The organism is Paraburkholderia terricola, assembly GCF_900142195.1.
GTDB lineage: Bacteria > Pseudomonadota > Gammaproteobacteria > Burkholderiales > Burkholderiaceae > Paraburkholderia > Paraburkholderia terricola.
In genome coordinates this window covers 60,832-76,282 of record NZ_FRAB01000006.1, presented here as the reverse complement: position 1 = coordinate 76,282, position 15,451 = coordinate 60,832, and the positions used below count along the sequence as shown (strand labels likewise).

12 protein-coding genes are annotated in these 15,451 nt (G+C 64.7%); 3 read left to right on the top strand and 9 right to left on the bottom strand.

The annotated features are described in order from the left end of the window. Positions 1–7 precede the first annotated feature (7 nt). The 6 genes from BUE39_RS07305 to rpsB form a co-directional block, all read right to left on the bottom strand. Positions 8–829: a phosphatidate cytidylyltransferase gene (locus BUE39_RS07305; protein ID WP_073427984.1), complete on the bottom strand. Its 822-nt coding sequence runs from the start codon at positions 827–829 to the stop codon at positions 8–10. After that, on the bottom strand, positions 823–1,605 hold the full coding sequence (gene uppS, locus BUE39_RS07300; protein WP_073427983.1) for a polyprenyl diphosphate synthase: 783 nt from the start codon (positions 1,603–1,605) through the stop codon (positions 823–825). Before uppS ends, BUE39_RS07305 begins: the two co-directional genes overlap by 7 nt. Before the next feature lie 64 nt (positions 1,606–1,669). Next, on the bottom strand, positions 1,670–2,230 hold the full coding sequence (frr, locus tag BUE39_RS07295; protein ID WP_073427982.1) for a ribosome recycling factor: 561 nt from the start codon (positions 2,228–2,230) through the stop codon (positions 1,670–1,672). A 100-nt stretch (positions 2,231–2,330) separates the two neighbouring features. Next, positions 2,331–3,044 carry a UMP kinase gene (gene pyrH, locus BUE39_RS07290; protein ID WP_007181434.1) on the bottom strand — a complete coding sequence of 238 codons (714 nt, stop codon included), beginning with the start codon at positions 3,042–3,044 and terminating at the stop codon, positions 2,331–2,333. 220 nt (positions 3,045–3,264) lie between these two features. Beyond that, entirely contained in the window at positions 3,265–4,146 is an 882-nt protein-coding gene (gene tsf, locus BUE39_RS07285) for a translation elongation factor Ts (protein WP_073427981.1), read from the bottom strand. A gap of 212 nt (positions 4,147–4,358) precedes the next feature. Next, the gene (rpsB, locus tag BUE39_RS07280) at positions 4,359–5,111 is read right to left on the bottom strand and encodes a 30S ribosomal protein S2 (protein WP_073427980.1); all 753 of its coding nucleotides are present in this window, start codon (positions 5,109–5,111) and stop codon (positions 4,359–4,361) included. Between the two features lie 446 nt (positions 5,112–5,557). Between rpsB and map the strand changes: the two genes are divergently transcribed. From map to BUE39_RS07265, 3 genes are read left to right on the top strand one after another with little or no spacing between them, the layout of a single operon-like run. After that, complete coding sequence (gene map / locus BUE39_RS07275) at positions 5,558–6,367, top strand: type I methionyl aminopeptidase (RefSeq protein WP_073427979.1); 810 nt, start codon at positions 5,558–5,560, stop codon at positions 6,365–6,367. A 27-nt stretch (positions 6,368–6,394) separates the two neighbouring features. Then, complete coding sequence (locus tag BUE39_RS07270; RefSeq protein ID WP_073427978.1) at positions 6,395–8,974, top strand: [protein-PII] uridylyltransferase; 2,580 nt, start codon at positions 6,395–6,397, stop codon at positions 8,972–8,974. Between the two features lie 6 nt (positions 8,975–8,980). Beyond that, positions 8,981–11,143 (top strand): pseudouridine synthase, encoded by a 2,163-nt coding sequence (locus BUE39_RS07265; RefSeq protein WP_073427977.1) that lies wholly within the window; start codon positions 8,981–8,983, stop codon positions 11,141–11,143. A gap of 126 nt (positions 11,144–11,269) precedes the next feature. Here BUE39_RS07265 and def read toward each other — a convergent pair whose 3' ends face one another. From def to BUE39_RS07250, 3 genes are all read right to left on the bottom strand, one after another. After that, on the bottom strand, positions 11,270–11,803 hold the full coding sequence (gene def, locus BUE39_RS07260; RefSeq protein WP_073427976.1) for a peptide deformylase: 534 nt from the start codon (positions 11,801–11,803) through the stop codon (positions 11,270–11,272). Further along, a complete protein-coding gene (ligA, locus tag BUE39_RS07255; protein ID WP_073427975.1) occupies positions 11,800–13,866 on the bottom strand; it encodes an NAD-dependent DNA ligase LigA in 2,067 nt (688 codons plus the stop codon). Before ligA ends, def begins: the two co-directional genes overlap by 4 nt. 199 nt (positions 13,867–14,065) lie before the next feature. Further along, positions 14,066–15,373, bottom strand: a complete 1,308-nt coding sequence (locus BUE39_RS07250) for a cell division protein ZipA C-terminal FtsZ-binding domain-containing protein (RefSeq protein WP_073427974.1) — start codon at positions 15,371–15,373, stop codon at positions 14,066–14,068. Positions 15,374–15,451: the final 78 nt, after the last annotated feature.

The window sequence follows — 15,451 nt, the reverse complement described above, 5'->3', positions numbered from 1 at the left end:
TCTTTCTCTAGCCGAGCAGCAGCATGGCAAGCGGCAGCACCGGCAACAATGCGTCGATGCGATCGAGCACGCCGCCGTGCCCCGGCAACAGGCCGCTTGAATCCTTCACTCCGGCCTGGCGTTTCAACATCGATTCGAACAGGTCGCCCACCACGCTGAATGCCACCAGCAAGGTCAGTGCGAGCAGCGTGCGTACGGCGCCCAGTTGCGCCAGCAGCGCAGAATACAGCGTCGGCTCGAACGCCTGCAAAAAGACCGCCGCCGCCGCGACGATCATCACCACCAGCCAGCCGCCGATCGCGCCCTCCCAGGTCTTGCCCGGACTGATGGCTGGCGCCAGCTTGTGTTTTCCGAACGCTTTTCCCGAGAAGTATGCGCCGATATCGGCCAGCCATACCAATAGGAGCAGCGACAGCACGAACGGCACGCCCTTCATGCGCGCGGCGACGAGAGCATGCCAGCACGCGACGAATACCACAATGCCAGCAAGGAACAGGAAGGCGCGCCAGGCGCCCTGAGCGAGCGCCGGCTTGCGCAGCAGCACATAAGGCCCCGCGATCAGCCAGAAAATGGCGGCCGCCTGAAAGAGCGGCCGGGGTTTCTCGACACCAGCGCCGAGCCACGTGCTCGCCACCAGGGCCACCGCGGCGACCAGCGCGTAAATCACCGGGCCCGCGCCGCCCAGCTTCAGCAGTCGCGCCCACTCCCATGCGGCGAACACGACGACAAAGGCGATCAGCGCGCCGAACGCGCCCACCGGCGCGAACAGCGTGACCGGCAGGAACACCGCCAGCAGGATGATCGCCGTGATGACACGGGTTCTTAGCATGGGAGCGAATCGACGTTTTGCGATTGCGGCTCGAGTTGAGCACTGGTGCGGCCGAAGCGGCGCTCACGCTCGGCGTACGATGCGATGGCGTGGCCGAGCGCGTCGGCGTCGAAGTCCGGCCAGAAGGTGTCGGTGAAATAGAACTCGGTGTATGCGAGTTGCCACAGCAGGAAGTTGCTGACGCGGCGCTCGCCGCCCGTGCGGATGAACAGGTCCGGCTCGGGCGCATAGGCCATGGACAGGTGTTCGGCGAACGATTCCTCGTTGATCTCGACCGCCTTGCCCGCCAGCGCCGATTGCTCGGCGAGCTTGCGGGTAGCCTGCATGATGTCCCATCGACCGCCGTAATTGGCGGCGATGGTCAGTGTGAGACGAGTATTGCGCGCGGTCTTCGATTCCGCGCGCTTGATCAGATCGCGGATGCGGGTGTCGAATTTGGACAGGTCGCCCACCACGCGCAACCGGATGCCGTTTGCGTGCAGCTTGCCGATTTCGCGCTCCAGCGCGGTGACGAACAGGCGCATCAGGAACGAGACTTCGTCGTTCGGACGGCGCCAGTTCTCGGAGCTGAAGGCGAACAGCGTCAGATATTCGACGCCCTGCCGGGCGCATGCCTCGACGGCCGCACGCACCGCGTCGACGCCGCGCGTATGGCCGGCCACGCGCGGCAGGCGCCGCTGGGTGGCCCAACGGCCATTGCCGTCCATGATGATCGCGATATGTCGCGGCACCGCGGCGACATCAGGCACGCGCACGGTTGAGCTGGTATAGGTCATGGCCGTCGGGACAGTGACTGCAAATAAAGAAGTGGAAACCGTGAAGGTACTGAGCCAGACGGCCTCAGACCGTCATGATCTCGGCTTCCTTGGTCACGACGAGCTTGTCGATTTCAGCGACGAATTTGTCCGTCAGCTTCTGAATATCGTCACCCGCTCGACGCTCGTCGTCTTCTGAAATTTCCTTGTCTTTCACGAGCTTCTTGAGTTGCTCGTTGGCGTCACGGCGCAGGTTGCGCACGGCGACCTTGGCCGTTTCGGCTTCGCTCTTGACCACCTTGGTCAGTTCGCGGCGGCGTTCCTCGGTGAGCGCGGGCATCGGGACGCGGATCACGTCGCCTTGCGTGGCGGGGTTCAGACCGAGGTCCGACTCGCGGATCGCCTTTTCGACGACCTGCACCATCTTCTTTTCCCACGGCTGCACGCCGATCGTGCGTGCGTCGATCAGCGTCAGGTTCGCGACCTGCGAGATCGGCACCGGCGAACCGTAGTAATCGCACTGGATATGATCGAGCAGGCCAGTGTGCGCACGGCCCGTGCGGATCTTCGACAGGTCGTTCTTGAACGCGTCGATGGAACGCTGCATCTTTTGCTCAGCGCCCTTGCGGATATCAGCCACAGACATTTTTAAACCTCCGAACTTTCAAAACGGTGCGAGCCGGCCAGCGCGCGCGATATGCGGCGGCCACTGCTCGCGCTAAAGCCCACGTTATGTGAACGAGAGTTTACACGTGGACGAGGGTGCCCTCGTCCTCGCCTTGTACGATGCGTTTGAGCGCGCCCGGCTTGACGATCGAAAACACGCGGATCGGCAGCTTCTGGTCGCGGCACAGCGCGAATGCCGTGGCGTCCATCACCTGCAGGTTGCGGCCGATCGCCTCGTCGAAGCTGATCGTGGTGTAACGGGTGGCGCTCGGGTCTTTTTTCGGGTCGGCGGAATAGACGCCGTCCACCTTGGTGGCCTTCAGCACGACTTCCGCGCCGATTTCGGAGCCGCGCAGCGCGGCGGCCGTATCCGTCGTGAAGAACGGGTTGCCGGTGCCGGCCGCGAAAATCACGACCTTGCCTTCTTCCAGTTGGCGAATCGCGCGGGGCCGGATGTACGGCTCGACCACCTGGTCCATGCGCAGCGCGGATTGCACGCGTGCTTCGATACCGGCGTGGCGCATTGCGTCCTGCAACGCCAGCGCGTTCATCATGGTGGCCAGCATGCCCATGTAGTCAGCCGTGGCGCGATCCATGCCGGCCGCGCCGCCTGCTACGCCGCGAAAAATATTACCGCCGCCGATCACCACGGCCAGCTGCGTTCCGAGACGGACCACTTCGGCCACGTCCGCCACCATTCGTTCGATGGTCGCGCGATTGATGCCGAAGGCATCGTCGCCCATCAGAGCTTCACCGGAGAGTTTGAGCAGGACGCGTTTATAGGCAATGGGCATAGGGGTATCCAGATCGCGCAGAACAGGGCAACAACAAGGGACTAATGTAGGGGTGAAACGCTGATTCGGGCAAGCGCCGCCAAATTCACGAACCCTGGGGTTCGCCGGCGGCCGCGCGGCCGGGACCAACCCGCGCGCAGCCTTGCGGCGCCGCCGACCGCGGCAAAGTCTTGCTCCGCCGCGGGTCCAACGATACTACGATGAAGCTTCGATATGAGACTTATTGTTGCTTTGCAGCAGCGACTTGAGCAGCCACTTCGGCCGCGAAGTCGTCCTGCTTCTTCTCGATGCCTTCGCCGACCACGAACAGCGCGAACTTCTGGACGCTCGCATTGCCGGCCTTGAGCATCTGCTCGATCGTCTGCTTGTCGTTCTTAACGAACGTCTGGTTCAGCAGCGACACTTCCTTCAGGTACTTCTGCACGCTGCCGTCGACCATCTTGGCGACGATTTCAGCCGGCTTGCCCGATTCGGCGGCCTTCTGCTCGGCAATGCTGCGCTCCTTGGCGATCAGGTCCGCAGGCACGTCGTCCGACGACAGCGAAACCGGCTTCATCGCGGCGATGTGCATGGCGACGTCCTTGCCGACCTGCTCGTCCGCGCCGGTGTATTCGACCAGCACGCCGATACGCGTGCCGTGCAGGTACGCCGCCAGTTTGTTCGGGGTTTCGAAACGCACGAAACGGCGGATCGACAGGTTTTCACCGATCTTGCCGACCAGCGCGAGGCGCACTGCGTCGACCGTCTGGCCGTCCAGCGGCAGTGCCGCCAGCGCGGCGACGTCGGCCGGGTTTTGCGTGGCGACCAGCTCGGCGACCTTCTTCGAGAACGCGAGGAAGTCGTCGTTTTTCGAAACGAAGTCGGTTTCGCAGTTCAGCTCGACCAGCGAACCCGCATTGCCGCCGATGAACGACGCAACCACGCCTTCAGCCGTCACGCGCGATGCCGCCTTGCTGGCCTTGTTGCCCAGCTTCACGCGCAGCAATTCTTCGGCGCGCGCCATGTCGCCGTCGGCTTCCGTCAGCGCCTTCTTGCATTCCATCATCGGCGCGTCGGTCTTTGCGCGCAGTTCTGCAACCATGCTTGCGGTAATTGCCGCCATCATTTGCTCCTTGAGTTCCGTCTTTGACACGCCGCCCGGACTTCGATACCGGGGGCAAGAATTCGTTTCAGCGCTGTGCGTATTTTTCACAGACAACGCTTTGGGCACCGCTTCGGCCAGTTCTGACCGCCATGAACAGTGCCCCACGACGTCGCGGCTTAAAAAAAGGGGGCCTGTAGAAAGCCCCCTTTTTTGCCGGACACGGGGCAGCTTTACGCTTCCGAGTTGACCTCGACGAACTCGTCGCCGTCGCCGCCACGTGCAGCCTGCACCACTTCGTTGACCGCATTCGCACGGCCTTCGAGAATCGCGTCAGCCACGCCAGCCGTGTACAGAGCGACAGCCTTGCTGGCGTCGTCGTTACCCGGGATCACGTAGTCGATGCCTTCCGGCGAGTGGTTCGTGTCGACCACGGCGATGACCGGCACGCCGAGCTTGTTGGCTTCGGTGACGGCAATCTTGTGGTAACCGACGTCGACCACGAAGATCGCGTCCGGAATACCGCCCATGTCCTTCACGCCGCCGATCGACTTTTGCAGCTTGGCCATTTCGCGCTCGAACAGCAGCGCTTCCTTCTTGCTCATGCGTTCGGTTTCGCCGGCTTCCAGCGCCGCTTCCATGTCTTTCAGGCGCTTGATCGATACCTTCAGCGTCTTGAAGTTGGTCAGCATGCCGCCGAGCCAGCGTGCGTTGACGTACGGCATGCCGGCGCGCTGCGCTTCTTCAGCGATCGTGTCGCGCGATTGACGCTTCGTGCCGACGAACAGGATCGTGCCGCGGTTTGCCGCCAGTTGACGCGCGTACTTCAGCGCGTCGTTGTACATCGGCAGCGTCTTTTCGAGGTTGATGATGTGAATCTTGTTGCGATGGCCGAAAATGAAGGGGGCCATCTTCGGATTCCAGAAGCGCGTTTGGTGACCGAAGTGGACACCGGCTTCCAGCATTTGACGCATGGTAACTGCCATGAAAATCTCCGCGAGGGTTGGGTCTTAAGCCGGCTGCCGTATCGGCCGCGCCGCCTTTGTGGCTGAACGCGACGGACACCCTGGGTGCGCCGGCTTGCGAGTTGCTGCTAATCTGCTGCCTCTTTTTACTGCTGCTTCACCCCGTAGCACAGGCAACCAGCACTACGAGAAGTCTTCCCTCCTGCGCCTGCGCCCTCACTCATACCGAGAAACACAAAGCAAGACAGGGATCGACTTAGCCAAAGATTATAGCACGTGACTATCGGCCGACTCAACCTGCCCGGCGGCTCCCTTTGCCGCAGCCGGGTTGCATCCGAACGCTCGTCCATGCTTGCCGCAAGCCGCTGAAAACGCGCCCGCCAAGCCGCCGCGCCTATCGCAAAACCCTGCGGCAGCCGGAATATGGTGCGATAATCTCGCAATAAATCGCATTTCAGGCCCGGCTCATGGCTATTACGCTCAAAAACGAACACGATATCGCGCAAATGCGCGTCGCTTGCAAGCTTGCCAGCGAAGTGCTCGACTACATCACGCCGTTCGTCACGGCCGGCATCACCACCGGTGAACTCGACCGTCTGTGCCACGAATACATGCTGAAGGAACAGGGCACGATTCCGGCGCCCTTGAACTATCAGCCGCCCGGCTATCCGCCCTATCCGAAAGCCACCTGCATCTCCGTCAACGACGTGATCTGCCACGGCATTCCGGGCGACAAGACGCTGAAGAACGACGACGCGCTGAATATCGACGTCACGGTCATCAAGGAAGGCTATTTCGGCGACACCAGCCGCATGTTCATCGTCGGCGAGGGCTCGATCCTGGCCAAGCGGCTCGTGCAGACCACCTTCGAATGCATGTGGCTCGGTATCGATCAGGTGCGCCCGGGCGCGCATCTGGGCGACATCGGCTATGCGATCCAGAAGCATGCCGAGGGCCACGGCTACAGCGTGGTGCGCGAATATTGCGGCCACGGCATCGGCACCGTGTTCCACGAAGACCCGCAGATCCTGCATTACGGCCGCCCCGGCACCGGGCTGGAACTGCAGGCGGGCATGATCTTCACGATCGAGCCGATGATCAACGCCGGCCGCCGCGACATCCGCACCATGCCGGACCAGTGGACCGTCAAGACCAAGGACCGCAGCCTGTCGGCGCAATGGGAACACACGATCCTCGTCACGGAAACCGGCCATGACGTGCTCACCGTGTCCGCCGGCACGCCCGCGCGTCCGCCGGTCGTCGCGGCCACCGCCTGAACGACTTCCGACCTCGCCCTCCTGCCAATGAGTAGTGTTCCAGCCGTCGCCCCATCCCATGCCACGTCGCTCAAGGCGGACTACAAAGTGGCCAAAGCCCAGTTGCTGGAACGCTTCAAGACGGCCACCAACGTCGACGCGTTGATGGCCGCGCTCGCGCGCACCACCGACGAGTCGCTGCGCGCCGCCTGGAACACCTGCGAACTGCCGCCGGAACTGGCGTTGCTGGCCGTCGGCGGCTATGGGCGGGGCGAACTCGCGCCGCACTCGGACATCGACATCCTCGTGTTGCTGCCCGACACGCCGATCGCGCACCTGGAAGCGCGCATCGAACGCTTTATCAGCCTCGCGTGGGATTTGGGGCTGGAACTCGGCAGCAGCGTGCGCAGCGTCTCGCAATGTCTCGAGGAAGCCGCCAACGACGTCACCGTGCGCACGTCGCTGCTGGAAGCGCGACGCATCACGGGCAGCACGGCACTGTTCAACGACTTCGGCAAGCGCTATCGCGAGGCGCTCGACCCGCGCGCGTTCTTCCAGGCGAAAGTGCTGGAAATGCGTCAGCGCCACGCCAAGTTTCAGGACACGCCTTACGCGCTCGAGCCAAACATCAAGGAAAGTCCGGGCGGTCTGCGCGATCTGCAACTGATTCTGTGGATCACCCAGGCGGCCGGGTTCGGCAGCAGCTGGCGCGAACTGGAAGCGCGCGGCCTGATCACCGAGCGCGAAGCGCGCGAATTGCGCCGCAACGAGGGCTTCCTCAAATCGCTGCGCGCCCGCCTGCATGTGACCGCCGGGCGTCGTCAGGACATTCTGGTGTTCGACCTGCAAACGGCGGTGGCCGAAAGTTTCGGCTACAAGCCGACCGCCACCAAGCGCGCCAGCGAACAGCTGATGCGCCGCTATTACTGGTCCGCCAAGGCCGTCACGCAACTCGCCACGATCCTGATCCAGAACATCGAGGCGCAGCTTTTCCCCAGCACCAGCGGCATTACCCGGGTGTTGTCGGATCGTTTCGTCGAGAAGCAGGGCATGCTGGAGATCGCCAGCGACGACGTGTTCGAGCGCGAGCCGAATGCGATCCTCGAAGCCTTCCTGCTGTACGAACAGACACCTGGCGTGAAGGGCCTGTCAGCGCGTACCTTGCGCGCGCTCTACAACGCCCGCGACGCGATGGATCAGCACTGGCGGCGCGATCCGGAAAACCGGCGACTCTTCATGGAGATCCTGAAGCAGCCGGCCGGCATCACGCACGCGCTGCGCCTGATGAACCAGACCAGCGTGCTCGGGCGCTATCTGCTGAACTTCCGGCGCATCGTCGGACAGATGCAGCATGACCTGTATCACGTCTACACCGTCGATCAGCACATTCTGATGGTGCTGCGTAATCTGCGCCGTTTCGCGGTGGCCGAGCACGCGCACGAATATCCGTTCTGCAGTCAGTTGATCGCCAACCTCGACCGCCCTTGGGTGCTGTACGTGGCGGCGCTGTTTCACGACATCGCCAAGGGCCGCGGCGGCGACCACTCGCAGCTAGGCATGGCCGACGCGCGACGCTTCTGCCGCAATCACGGCATCGAGGGAGAGGACGGCGAACTGGTCGTATGGCTGGTTCAGCAGCACCTGACCATGAGCCAGGTCGCGCAAAAGCAGGACACGAGCGACCCGGAAGTCATCAAGCGCTTTGCCGAACTGGTCGGCACCGAGCGCCGGCTTACCACGCTCTATCTGCTGACGGTGGCCGACATTCGCGGCACCAGCCCGAAAGTCTGGAACACCTGGAAAGGCAAGCTGCTCGAGGACCTGTACCGCGCCACGCTCGCGGTGCTCGGCGGCGCGCGGCCGGACGCGCATTCCGAACTGAAATCGCGCCAGGAAGAGGCGCTCGCGCTGCTGCGTCTCGAAACCGTGCCGGAAGGCGCGCAAAAGGCGTTGTGGGATCAGTTGGACGTCGGCTATTTCCTGCGCCATGACGCCGCGGACATCGCATGGCAGACGCGCGTGCTGTACCGCCATGTCGAAACGCCTACACCGATCGTGCGGGCGCGTCCGTCGCCGATCGGCGAGGCGCTCCAGGTGCTGGTGTACGTGAAAGACCAGCCCGATCTGTTTGCCGGCATTTGCGCGTATTTCGACCGCAACGGCCTGTCGGTGCTCGATGCACGCGTCAGCACGACCCGCCACGGGTATGCGCTCGATAATTTCCTCGTCGCGCACACCGAAGAAGACGTGCATTATCGCGATATTGCCAATCTGGTCGAACAGGAACTGACCGCGCGCCTCACCGGCGACGGCACCCTGCTCCCCGGGCCGTCGAAAGGCCGTTTGTCGCGGCTGTCGCGGACCTTCCCTGTTACGCCGCGCGTCGATCTTCGGGCCGACGAGCGCGGCCAATACTACATCCTGTCCGTGTCGGCGAACGACCGGCCAGGCCTTCTTTATTCGATCGCGCGCGTGCTGGCCGAGCACCGGGTCGGCGTCGCGTCGGCGCGGATCAATACGCTCGGCGAACGCGTCGAGGACGTGTTCCTGCTGGATGGAAACGGTCTGTCGGACAACCGCCTGCAAATTCAGGTCGAGACCGAACTGCTGCGCGCGATCGCAGTGTGAGATTTCATGCGAGTCAAATTAACAGCCAAGCACCCGCGGCCGGCTTCGTCCGAACGCGCCCCTGTCCGTACCGGAAGCACGTCGGCGCGTAAGCCGACGCGTCCGGTCGGACCCAAGCCGTCATCGTCGACGGCGGGTTTTAGCGGGGCACGGGGCGAAGGTGCCGGCAAGACGGCGGGCGGCGGCAAGCGGCCGGCGGGCGGGAAACCTGCGGGTGCCGGCGCGCGCGCGCCGCGCGCGGAAGGGTCGTTTTCGCGCGAGCGGGATGCGGGTGGGCCGCGCCGGACGACGTCGGATCGACCGCCGCGGCGTGAAGGCGCCGGCGGCGCGCCGCGACGTTTTGAAGGTAGTGGCGAGCGGGCTCCGCGACGCGCCGAGGGCGAGCGCGCGCCGCGTCGGTTTGAAGGCGCAGGGGACCGCGGCGAACGGGCTCCCCGTCGTTTTGAAGGTGCTGGCGATCGCGGCGAACGTGCCCCACGCCGTTTTGAAGGTACAGGGGACCGCGCCGAACGGGCTCCCCGCCGTTTTGAAGGCGCGGCCGATCGCACCGAACGTGCCCCACGCCGTTTTGAAGGTACAGGGGACCGCGCCGAACGGGCTCCCCGCCGTTTTGAAGGTGCGGCCGATCGCACCGAACGCCCGCCCCGACGCTTTGAAGGCGCTGGCGATCGAGGCGAACGGGCTCCGCGTCGGTTTGAAGGTGCCGGAGACCGCACCGACCGCCCGCCGCGCCGTTTCGAAAGCACAGGCGATCGCGCCGAACGCGCTCCCCGCCGTTTCGAAGGCGCTGATAACCGCACCGACCGCGCGCCCCGCAGCGTCGAAGGCAACCGCGCGCCGCGCCGCGATGACGGCGAACGCCGTTCGTTCACCGGACCGCGTCCAGGCGCAGGCCGCCCATCGGAAGGCGGACCGCGCGGCGAACGTCCGGCGCGACGCGAACACGAAGGCGCTGACCGTCCGCGCTTCGGTAGCGACCGTGGCGCCCCGCAAGAGCGCCGCTCCGGCGGCGAGCGGGCACCGCGCAGCGACAGCGCGCCGCGCCGTTTCGAGGGTGAGCGCGGCTCGTCCGAGCGTGGCGAGCGCGGCTTCGCAAAACCCGTCAAGAGCGGCTATGGCGACCGCTCCGACCGTCCGGCGCGCGCACCGCGCGACGATCGCGGCGAACGTGCGCCGGCCAAACGTGAATTCGGCGACCGCCCGGCGCGAACCGGCGAACGTGGCGAACGCGCCGAGCGCCCTGCCCGCAGTGTCGACAAAACGCTGCCGGCCGCCTCGCGCCGTTTCGGCGACGACCACCGCCCCGCGCGTGCGGACAAGCCGCGCGGCACGGCGCCCGCAACGCGCACCAAACGCAATCCCGAGATGGACGCAGCCCCGCGCACGCCGCGTCGCGATTACGAAGACGCGCCCGGCACCTTGCGCCTGTCCAAGCTGATGTCGGAACTCGGCCTGTGCTCACGCCGCGAAGCCGACGAGTGGATCGAGAAAGGCTGGGTGCTGGTCGACGGCGAGCGGATCGACACGCTCGGCACCAAGGTTCGTCCGGATCAGCGCATCGAGATCGACCCCGCCGCCGAAGCCGCGCAAGCGAGCCAGGTCACCGTGCTGGTCCATAAAACGGTCGGCTTCGTGTCGGGCCAGGCGGAAGACGGCTATCAGCCGGCCATCACGCTGGTCACGCCGGAAAACCGCTGGGAAGGCGACCGCTCCGCGATTCGCTTCTCGGTCGCGCATCTGCGGCAATTGGCGCCGGCCGGACGGCTGGACATCGATTCGACCGGCCTGCTGGTGCTGACGCAGGACGGCCGCATCGCCAAGCAACTGATCGGCGGCCATTCGGAGATCGACAAGGAGTATCTGGTGCGCGTGTCGTACGGCGAGCACACCACCGATGTCGAAAGCCACTTCCCGCCCGAAAGCCTTGCGTTGCTGCGCCACGGCCTGTCGCTCGACGACGTGCCGCTGAAGCCCGCGCAAGTCAGTTGGCAAAACGGCGAGCAGTTGCGTTTCGTGCTGCGCGAAGGCAAGAAGCGCCAGATCCGCCGCATGTGCGAGCTGGTCGGCCTCGAGGTGGTCGGACTGAAGCGCGTGCGGATGGGACGGGTAACGCTCGGCGCGCTGCCGCCGGGACAATGGCGCTATCTGTCGCCGGACGAGTCGTTTTAACGCGTTCGGCTGGCCGGTCGGGCAGACGGAAGAGCAGCCGGAAACGACACCGCGAACGGCTTGACGCCCAACAAAAAACCCACGCAAGCGCGTGGGTTTTTTATGCCGCGATTCGGAAACGCAGCCTCAATCGTCGCTATTCGGATCCATATCCGGAAACAGGATCTCGGTGAAGCCGAACTTCGCGAAATCGTTGATCCGCATCGGGTACAGCTTGCCGATCAGGTGATCGCATTCGTGTTGCACGACCCGCGCGTGAAAGCCCTCGGCGACGCGATCGATCGGCTTGCCGAATTGATCGAAGCCGTGATACTTGATCATCGAGAACCGGCTCACCGCACCGCGCAGGCCCGGCACCGACAGGCAGCCTTCCCAGCCCTCTTCCATATCCAGCGAGACCGGCGTGATGGTCGGATTGATCAGCACCGTTTCGGGCACCGGCGGCGCGTCGGGATAGCGTTCGTTGCTCCCGAAGCCGAAGATCACCACCTGCACGTTGACGCCGATCTGCGGCGCGGCGAGCCCCGCGCCGTTCGCATCGTGCATGGTCTCGAACATGTCCTTGACGAGTTCATGGAGTTCCGGCGTATCGAAGTGATCGACCGGATCGGCAATGCGCAAAAGGCGCGGATCGCCCATCTTGAGAATTTCGCGGATCATAACTGCCCCTCCAGGAGCTTACGCATACCATCTTCGTCGAGTACCGGAATGCCGAGTTCCTCGGCCTTCGCCAACTTGCTGCCGGCTTCGGCGCCCGCCACCACATAGTCCGTTTTCTTCGACACGGACCCCGCCACTTTCGCGCCGGCCGCTTCCAGCATTTCCTTCGCCTCTTCGCGGGCCAGCGAAGGCAAGGTGCCGGTCAGCACCACCGTCTTGCCGGCCAGCACGCCTTGCGGCGCTTTCGGCGCGGGCGGCCCCTCCTGCCACGTTACCTTGCCTGGCGCGCGCAGTTGCTCGATCACCGTGCGGTTGTGTTCCTCGGCGAAAAACTGATGAATCGACTCCGCGACCACCGGCCCCACGTCGTTGACCTCCAGCAAGGCTTCGACGGACGCATCCATGATCGGATTCAACGAGCCGAAGTGCTTCGCCAGATCCTTCGCCGTCGACTCGCCCACATGGCGAATGCCGAGCGCGTAAATGAAACGCGCCAGCGTAGTGTGTTTGGCCTTGTCGAGCGAGTCGAGCAGATTCTGCGCGGATTTTTCGGCGAACCGGTCGAGTTCGGCGAGCGTTGCGAAACCGAGGTTGAAGAGATCGGCCGGCGTGCGCACCAGGTTCTGCTCGACCAGTTGATCGATGATCTTTTCGCCCAGCCCGTCGATGTCCAGCGCGCGCCGCTGCGCGAAGTGCCACAGCGCCTGCTTGCGCTGCGCGGGGCAGAACAGTCCGCCGGTGCAGCGCGCGATCGCCTCGTCCGGCAGCCGTTCGATGTTCGAGCCGCACACCGGACAATGCGTGGGCATCACGAATTCGCGGGCGTCGTCCGGGCGACGGTCGAGCAACGCGCTCACCACCTCGGGAATCACGTCGCCCGCACGCCGCACGATTACCGTGTCGCCGATGCGGATGTCCTTGCGGCGTATTTCGTCTTCGTTGTGCAGCGTGGCGTTCGTGACCGTCGCGCCGCCGACGAACACCGGCTCCAGCCGCGCGACCGGCGTGATCGCGCCGGTCCGGCCCACCTGCACGTCGATTGCGACGAGTTTGGTCAGCGCTTCCTGCGCGGGGAATTTGTGCGCCAACGCGAAGCGCGGCGCGCGCGATACGAAGCCGAGCGCGTCCTGCTCATCGCGACGGTTGACCTTGTAGACCACGCCGTCGATGTCGTAGGGCAACTGGTCGCGCTTCTCGCCGACGCCGTGGAAGAAAGCCAGCAAACCCGCGGCGCCCTTCACCACCGCCCGTTCGCCGTTCACCGGCAAACCGAGTTCCTTGTACCAGTCGAGCAGTTCGCTATGCGTGGCCGGCATCTCCATGCCGTCGAGCACGCCGATTCCATAAGCGAAAAACGACAGCGGCCGCTGCGCGGTGATCTTCGAATCGAGTTGCCGCAGACTGCCCGCCGCCGCATTGCGTGGATTGGCGAACTCCTTGTGCCCCGCCGCGCGTTGCCGTTCGTTCAGGCGCTCGAAATCGCGCTTGAACATCAGCACTTCGCCGCGCACGTCGAGAATGTGCGGCACGCGCTTGCCTTTTAGCTTGAGCGGAATGGAGCGGATCGTGCGGACGTTCTCGGTGACGTTCTCGCCGGTGGTGCCGTCGCCGCGCGTGGCCGCCTGGACGAAGGTGCCGTCGACGTAACGCAGCGAAATGGCGAGGCCGTCGAACTTCAGCTCAGTCGCGTAATCGACCGGCACCGGCGGCTCTTTCGCGTTGTTGCCGAGCGTGTCGCCGACGCGCTTGTCGAACGCGACGATGTCTTCGTCGGCAAAGCCGTTGTTCAGCGACAGCATGGGCTGATCGTGCAGGACCGGCTCGAAACCGCTCGCCGCCTCGCCGCCCACGCGCTGGGTGGGTGAATCCGGCACGATCAGGTCCGGGTGCTCCGCCTCGATCTGCTCCAACTCCTTGAAGAGCTTGTCGTATTCCGCGTCCGGCAGATCCGGCTGATCGAGCACGTAATACGCGTAGTTCGCGCGTTCGAGTTCCGCGCGCAGCCACGCGGCCCGTTCTGCCGGAGCGCTGGTTGCTGGATTGGGGACGGAGGTTCGGGCCATGCTGTCGGAAGGTCTTTTCAATGAAATTCAGACATTGGATTATCGCAGGAAGCGTGCCCCTTTACATCGGCCGAACGGCCAGTTTCTCGCGCCCGGCTTTCCCTGCAAGCGGCCCGCCAAAGCGTCGCGATGCGCGTTCCTCAAACGCGGACGGCCGCACATCGTGCGGCCGTCTGACACAACCTGCAATGCGCTGGACTTACTGGCTGAACAAGCGCCGCGTGGCCGGCGAACCGGCCGGAATGCCCGCCTGCTCGAGCTTGGCGTAAAGCGTCATCAACTGTTTTTCGATGGCGAGCAGCGCGGTTTCAGGCAACGGACGGCGGCCGTCGTCGACCACCCGCCCGCCGATACGCTCGGCCAGCGATTTCGCGTAGTCGCACATCAGACGGAACGGCAGGATGTCCTCGTCGGCCACCGGCACGTCGAGCACCAGCGTGATCATCTGCCCGCCCTTGTAGGTGAGATCGTCGCGCAGGAAGTTGGTGTCGCCGAATTGCAGCATGAACACCGGGCTTTGCTTCGCGTCCAGCTTGACGAAGCGCGTGCCGTCGCGCGAGAGCAGCAAGCCGTCCTGCGACGCAACCGCCTGCACGTAATTCGCCGACCACGGCGCGCCATCCGAGAGCACGTTGATCGACAACTGCGCGTCGCATTGCGCGGCGAAACCGTCGAGCTCACGCGCCATCGCCACCGTTTCGAGCATGTCGGGAAATTCCGGCGACGCATCGAGCGCGTCGGCGAAGTGCTGCACGCCGGTCACGAACTCGGAGAACTCCAGTTCGTTGAGCGCCCCGCTGCGATTGGCCAATTGCGCGGCCGCGCGCAGTTCGTCATAGCGCGCGCCGTTTTGCAGCAGTTCCCACGCGCCGCCCTCGGGTTTGCCTTCGATATGCACCGGCTTGCTGCCGGCGCGGCGCAGACGTTGCGCGAGCGGAATCACCTTGTCGCCGGCAACCGGGCCGTTCAGACGAATCGGCACGATACAGTCGATGCGGCGATCGACGATGGCGGGCGGCGCCGACGAAATGGTCGTGGCGGCGGGCATGATCGGCTCGACCGGCTCGTGCGCTTGCCGACCTGCTGGCTGGCCTGCTGGCGTTCCCGTCGTGGCCTTGCCGGCCTTGGACATCTTGCCGGCATCAGCCGCCTCGGCTCCGCTCCCGGCGTCCGGATACCCGTTCGGCGAGGTCGTCTCGGCCTGAATATCGGCCGGCGTATCGAGCGGCGCGGCGCTCGCGCCGAACGTCGGCTCGACGCGCGCAGCCGCCGTTTCAGCCGCCGCATCGGAACCCGCCACCGGCTCGCGCCGCGTGGTCGGCCGGGCCGGTTCGATGAACGGGCTTTGTTCCTGCTGATCGTCCCGCGCGAAGCTTTCGGCGGTATCGGCCGGCATCGGTCGCGGCATCTTGCGGCGCACCTTGGCGCCCTGCCACGCGTTGTACACGACCACGCCCCCGACCACCACGGCACCCGCGCCGATCAAACCGAGTGTCAACTCGTCCATGCATGCTCCATCAGCAATTCTTTTATATGCGCGGCGCTGCGCCCGCTCCACGTGTCGCGCGGCCGATGGCCGCTGCGC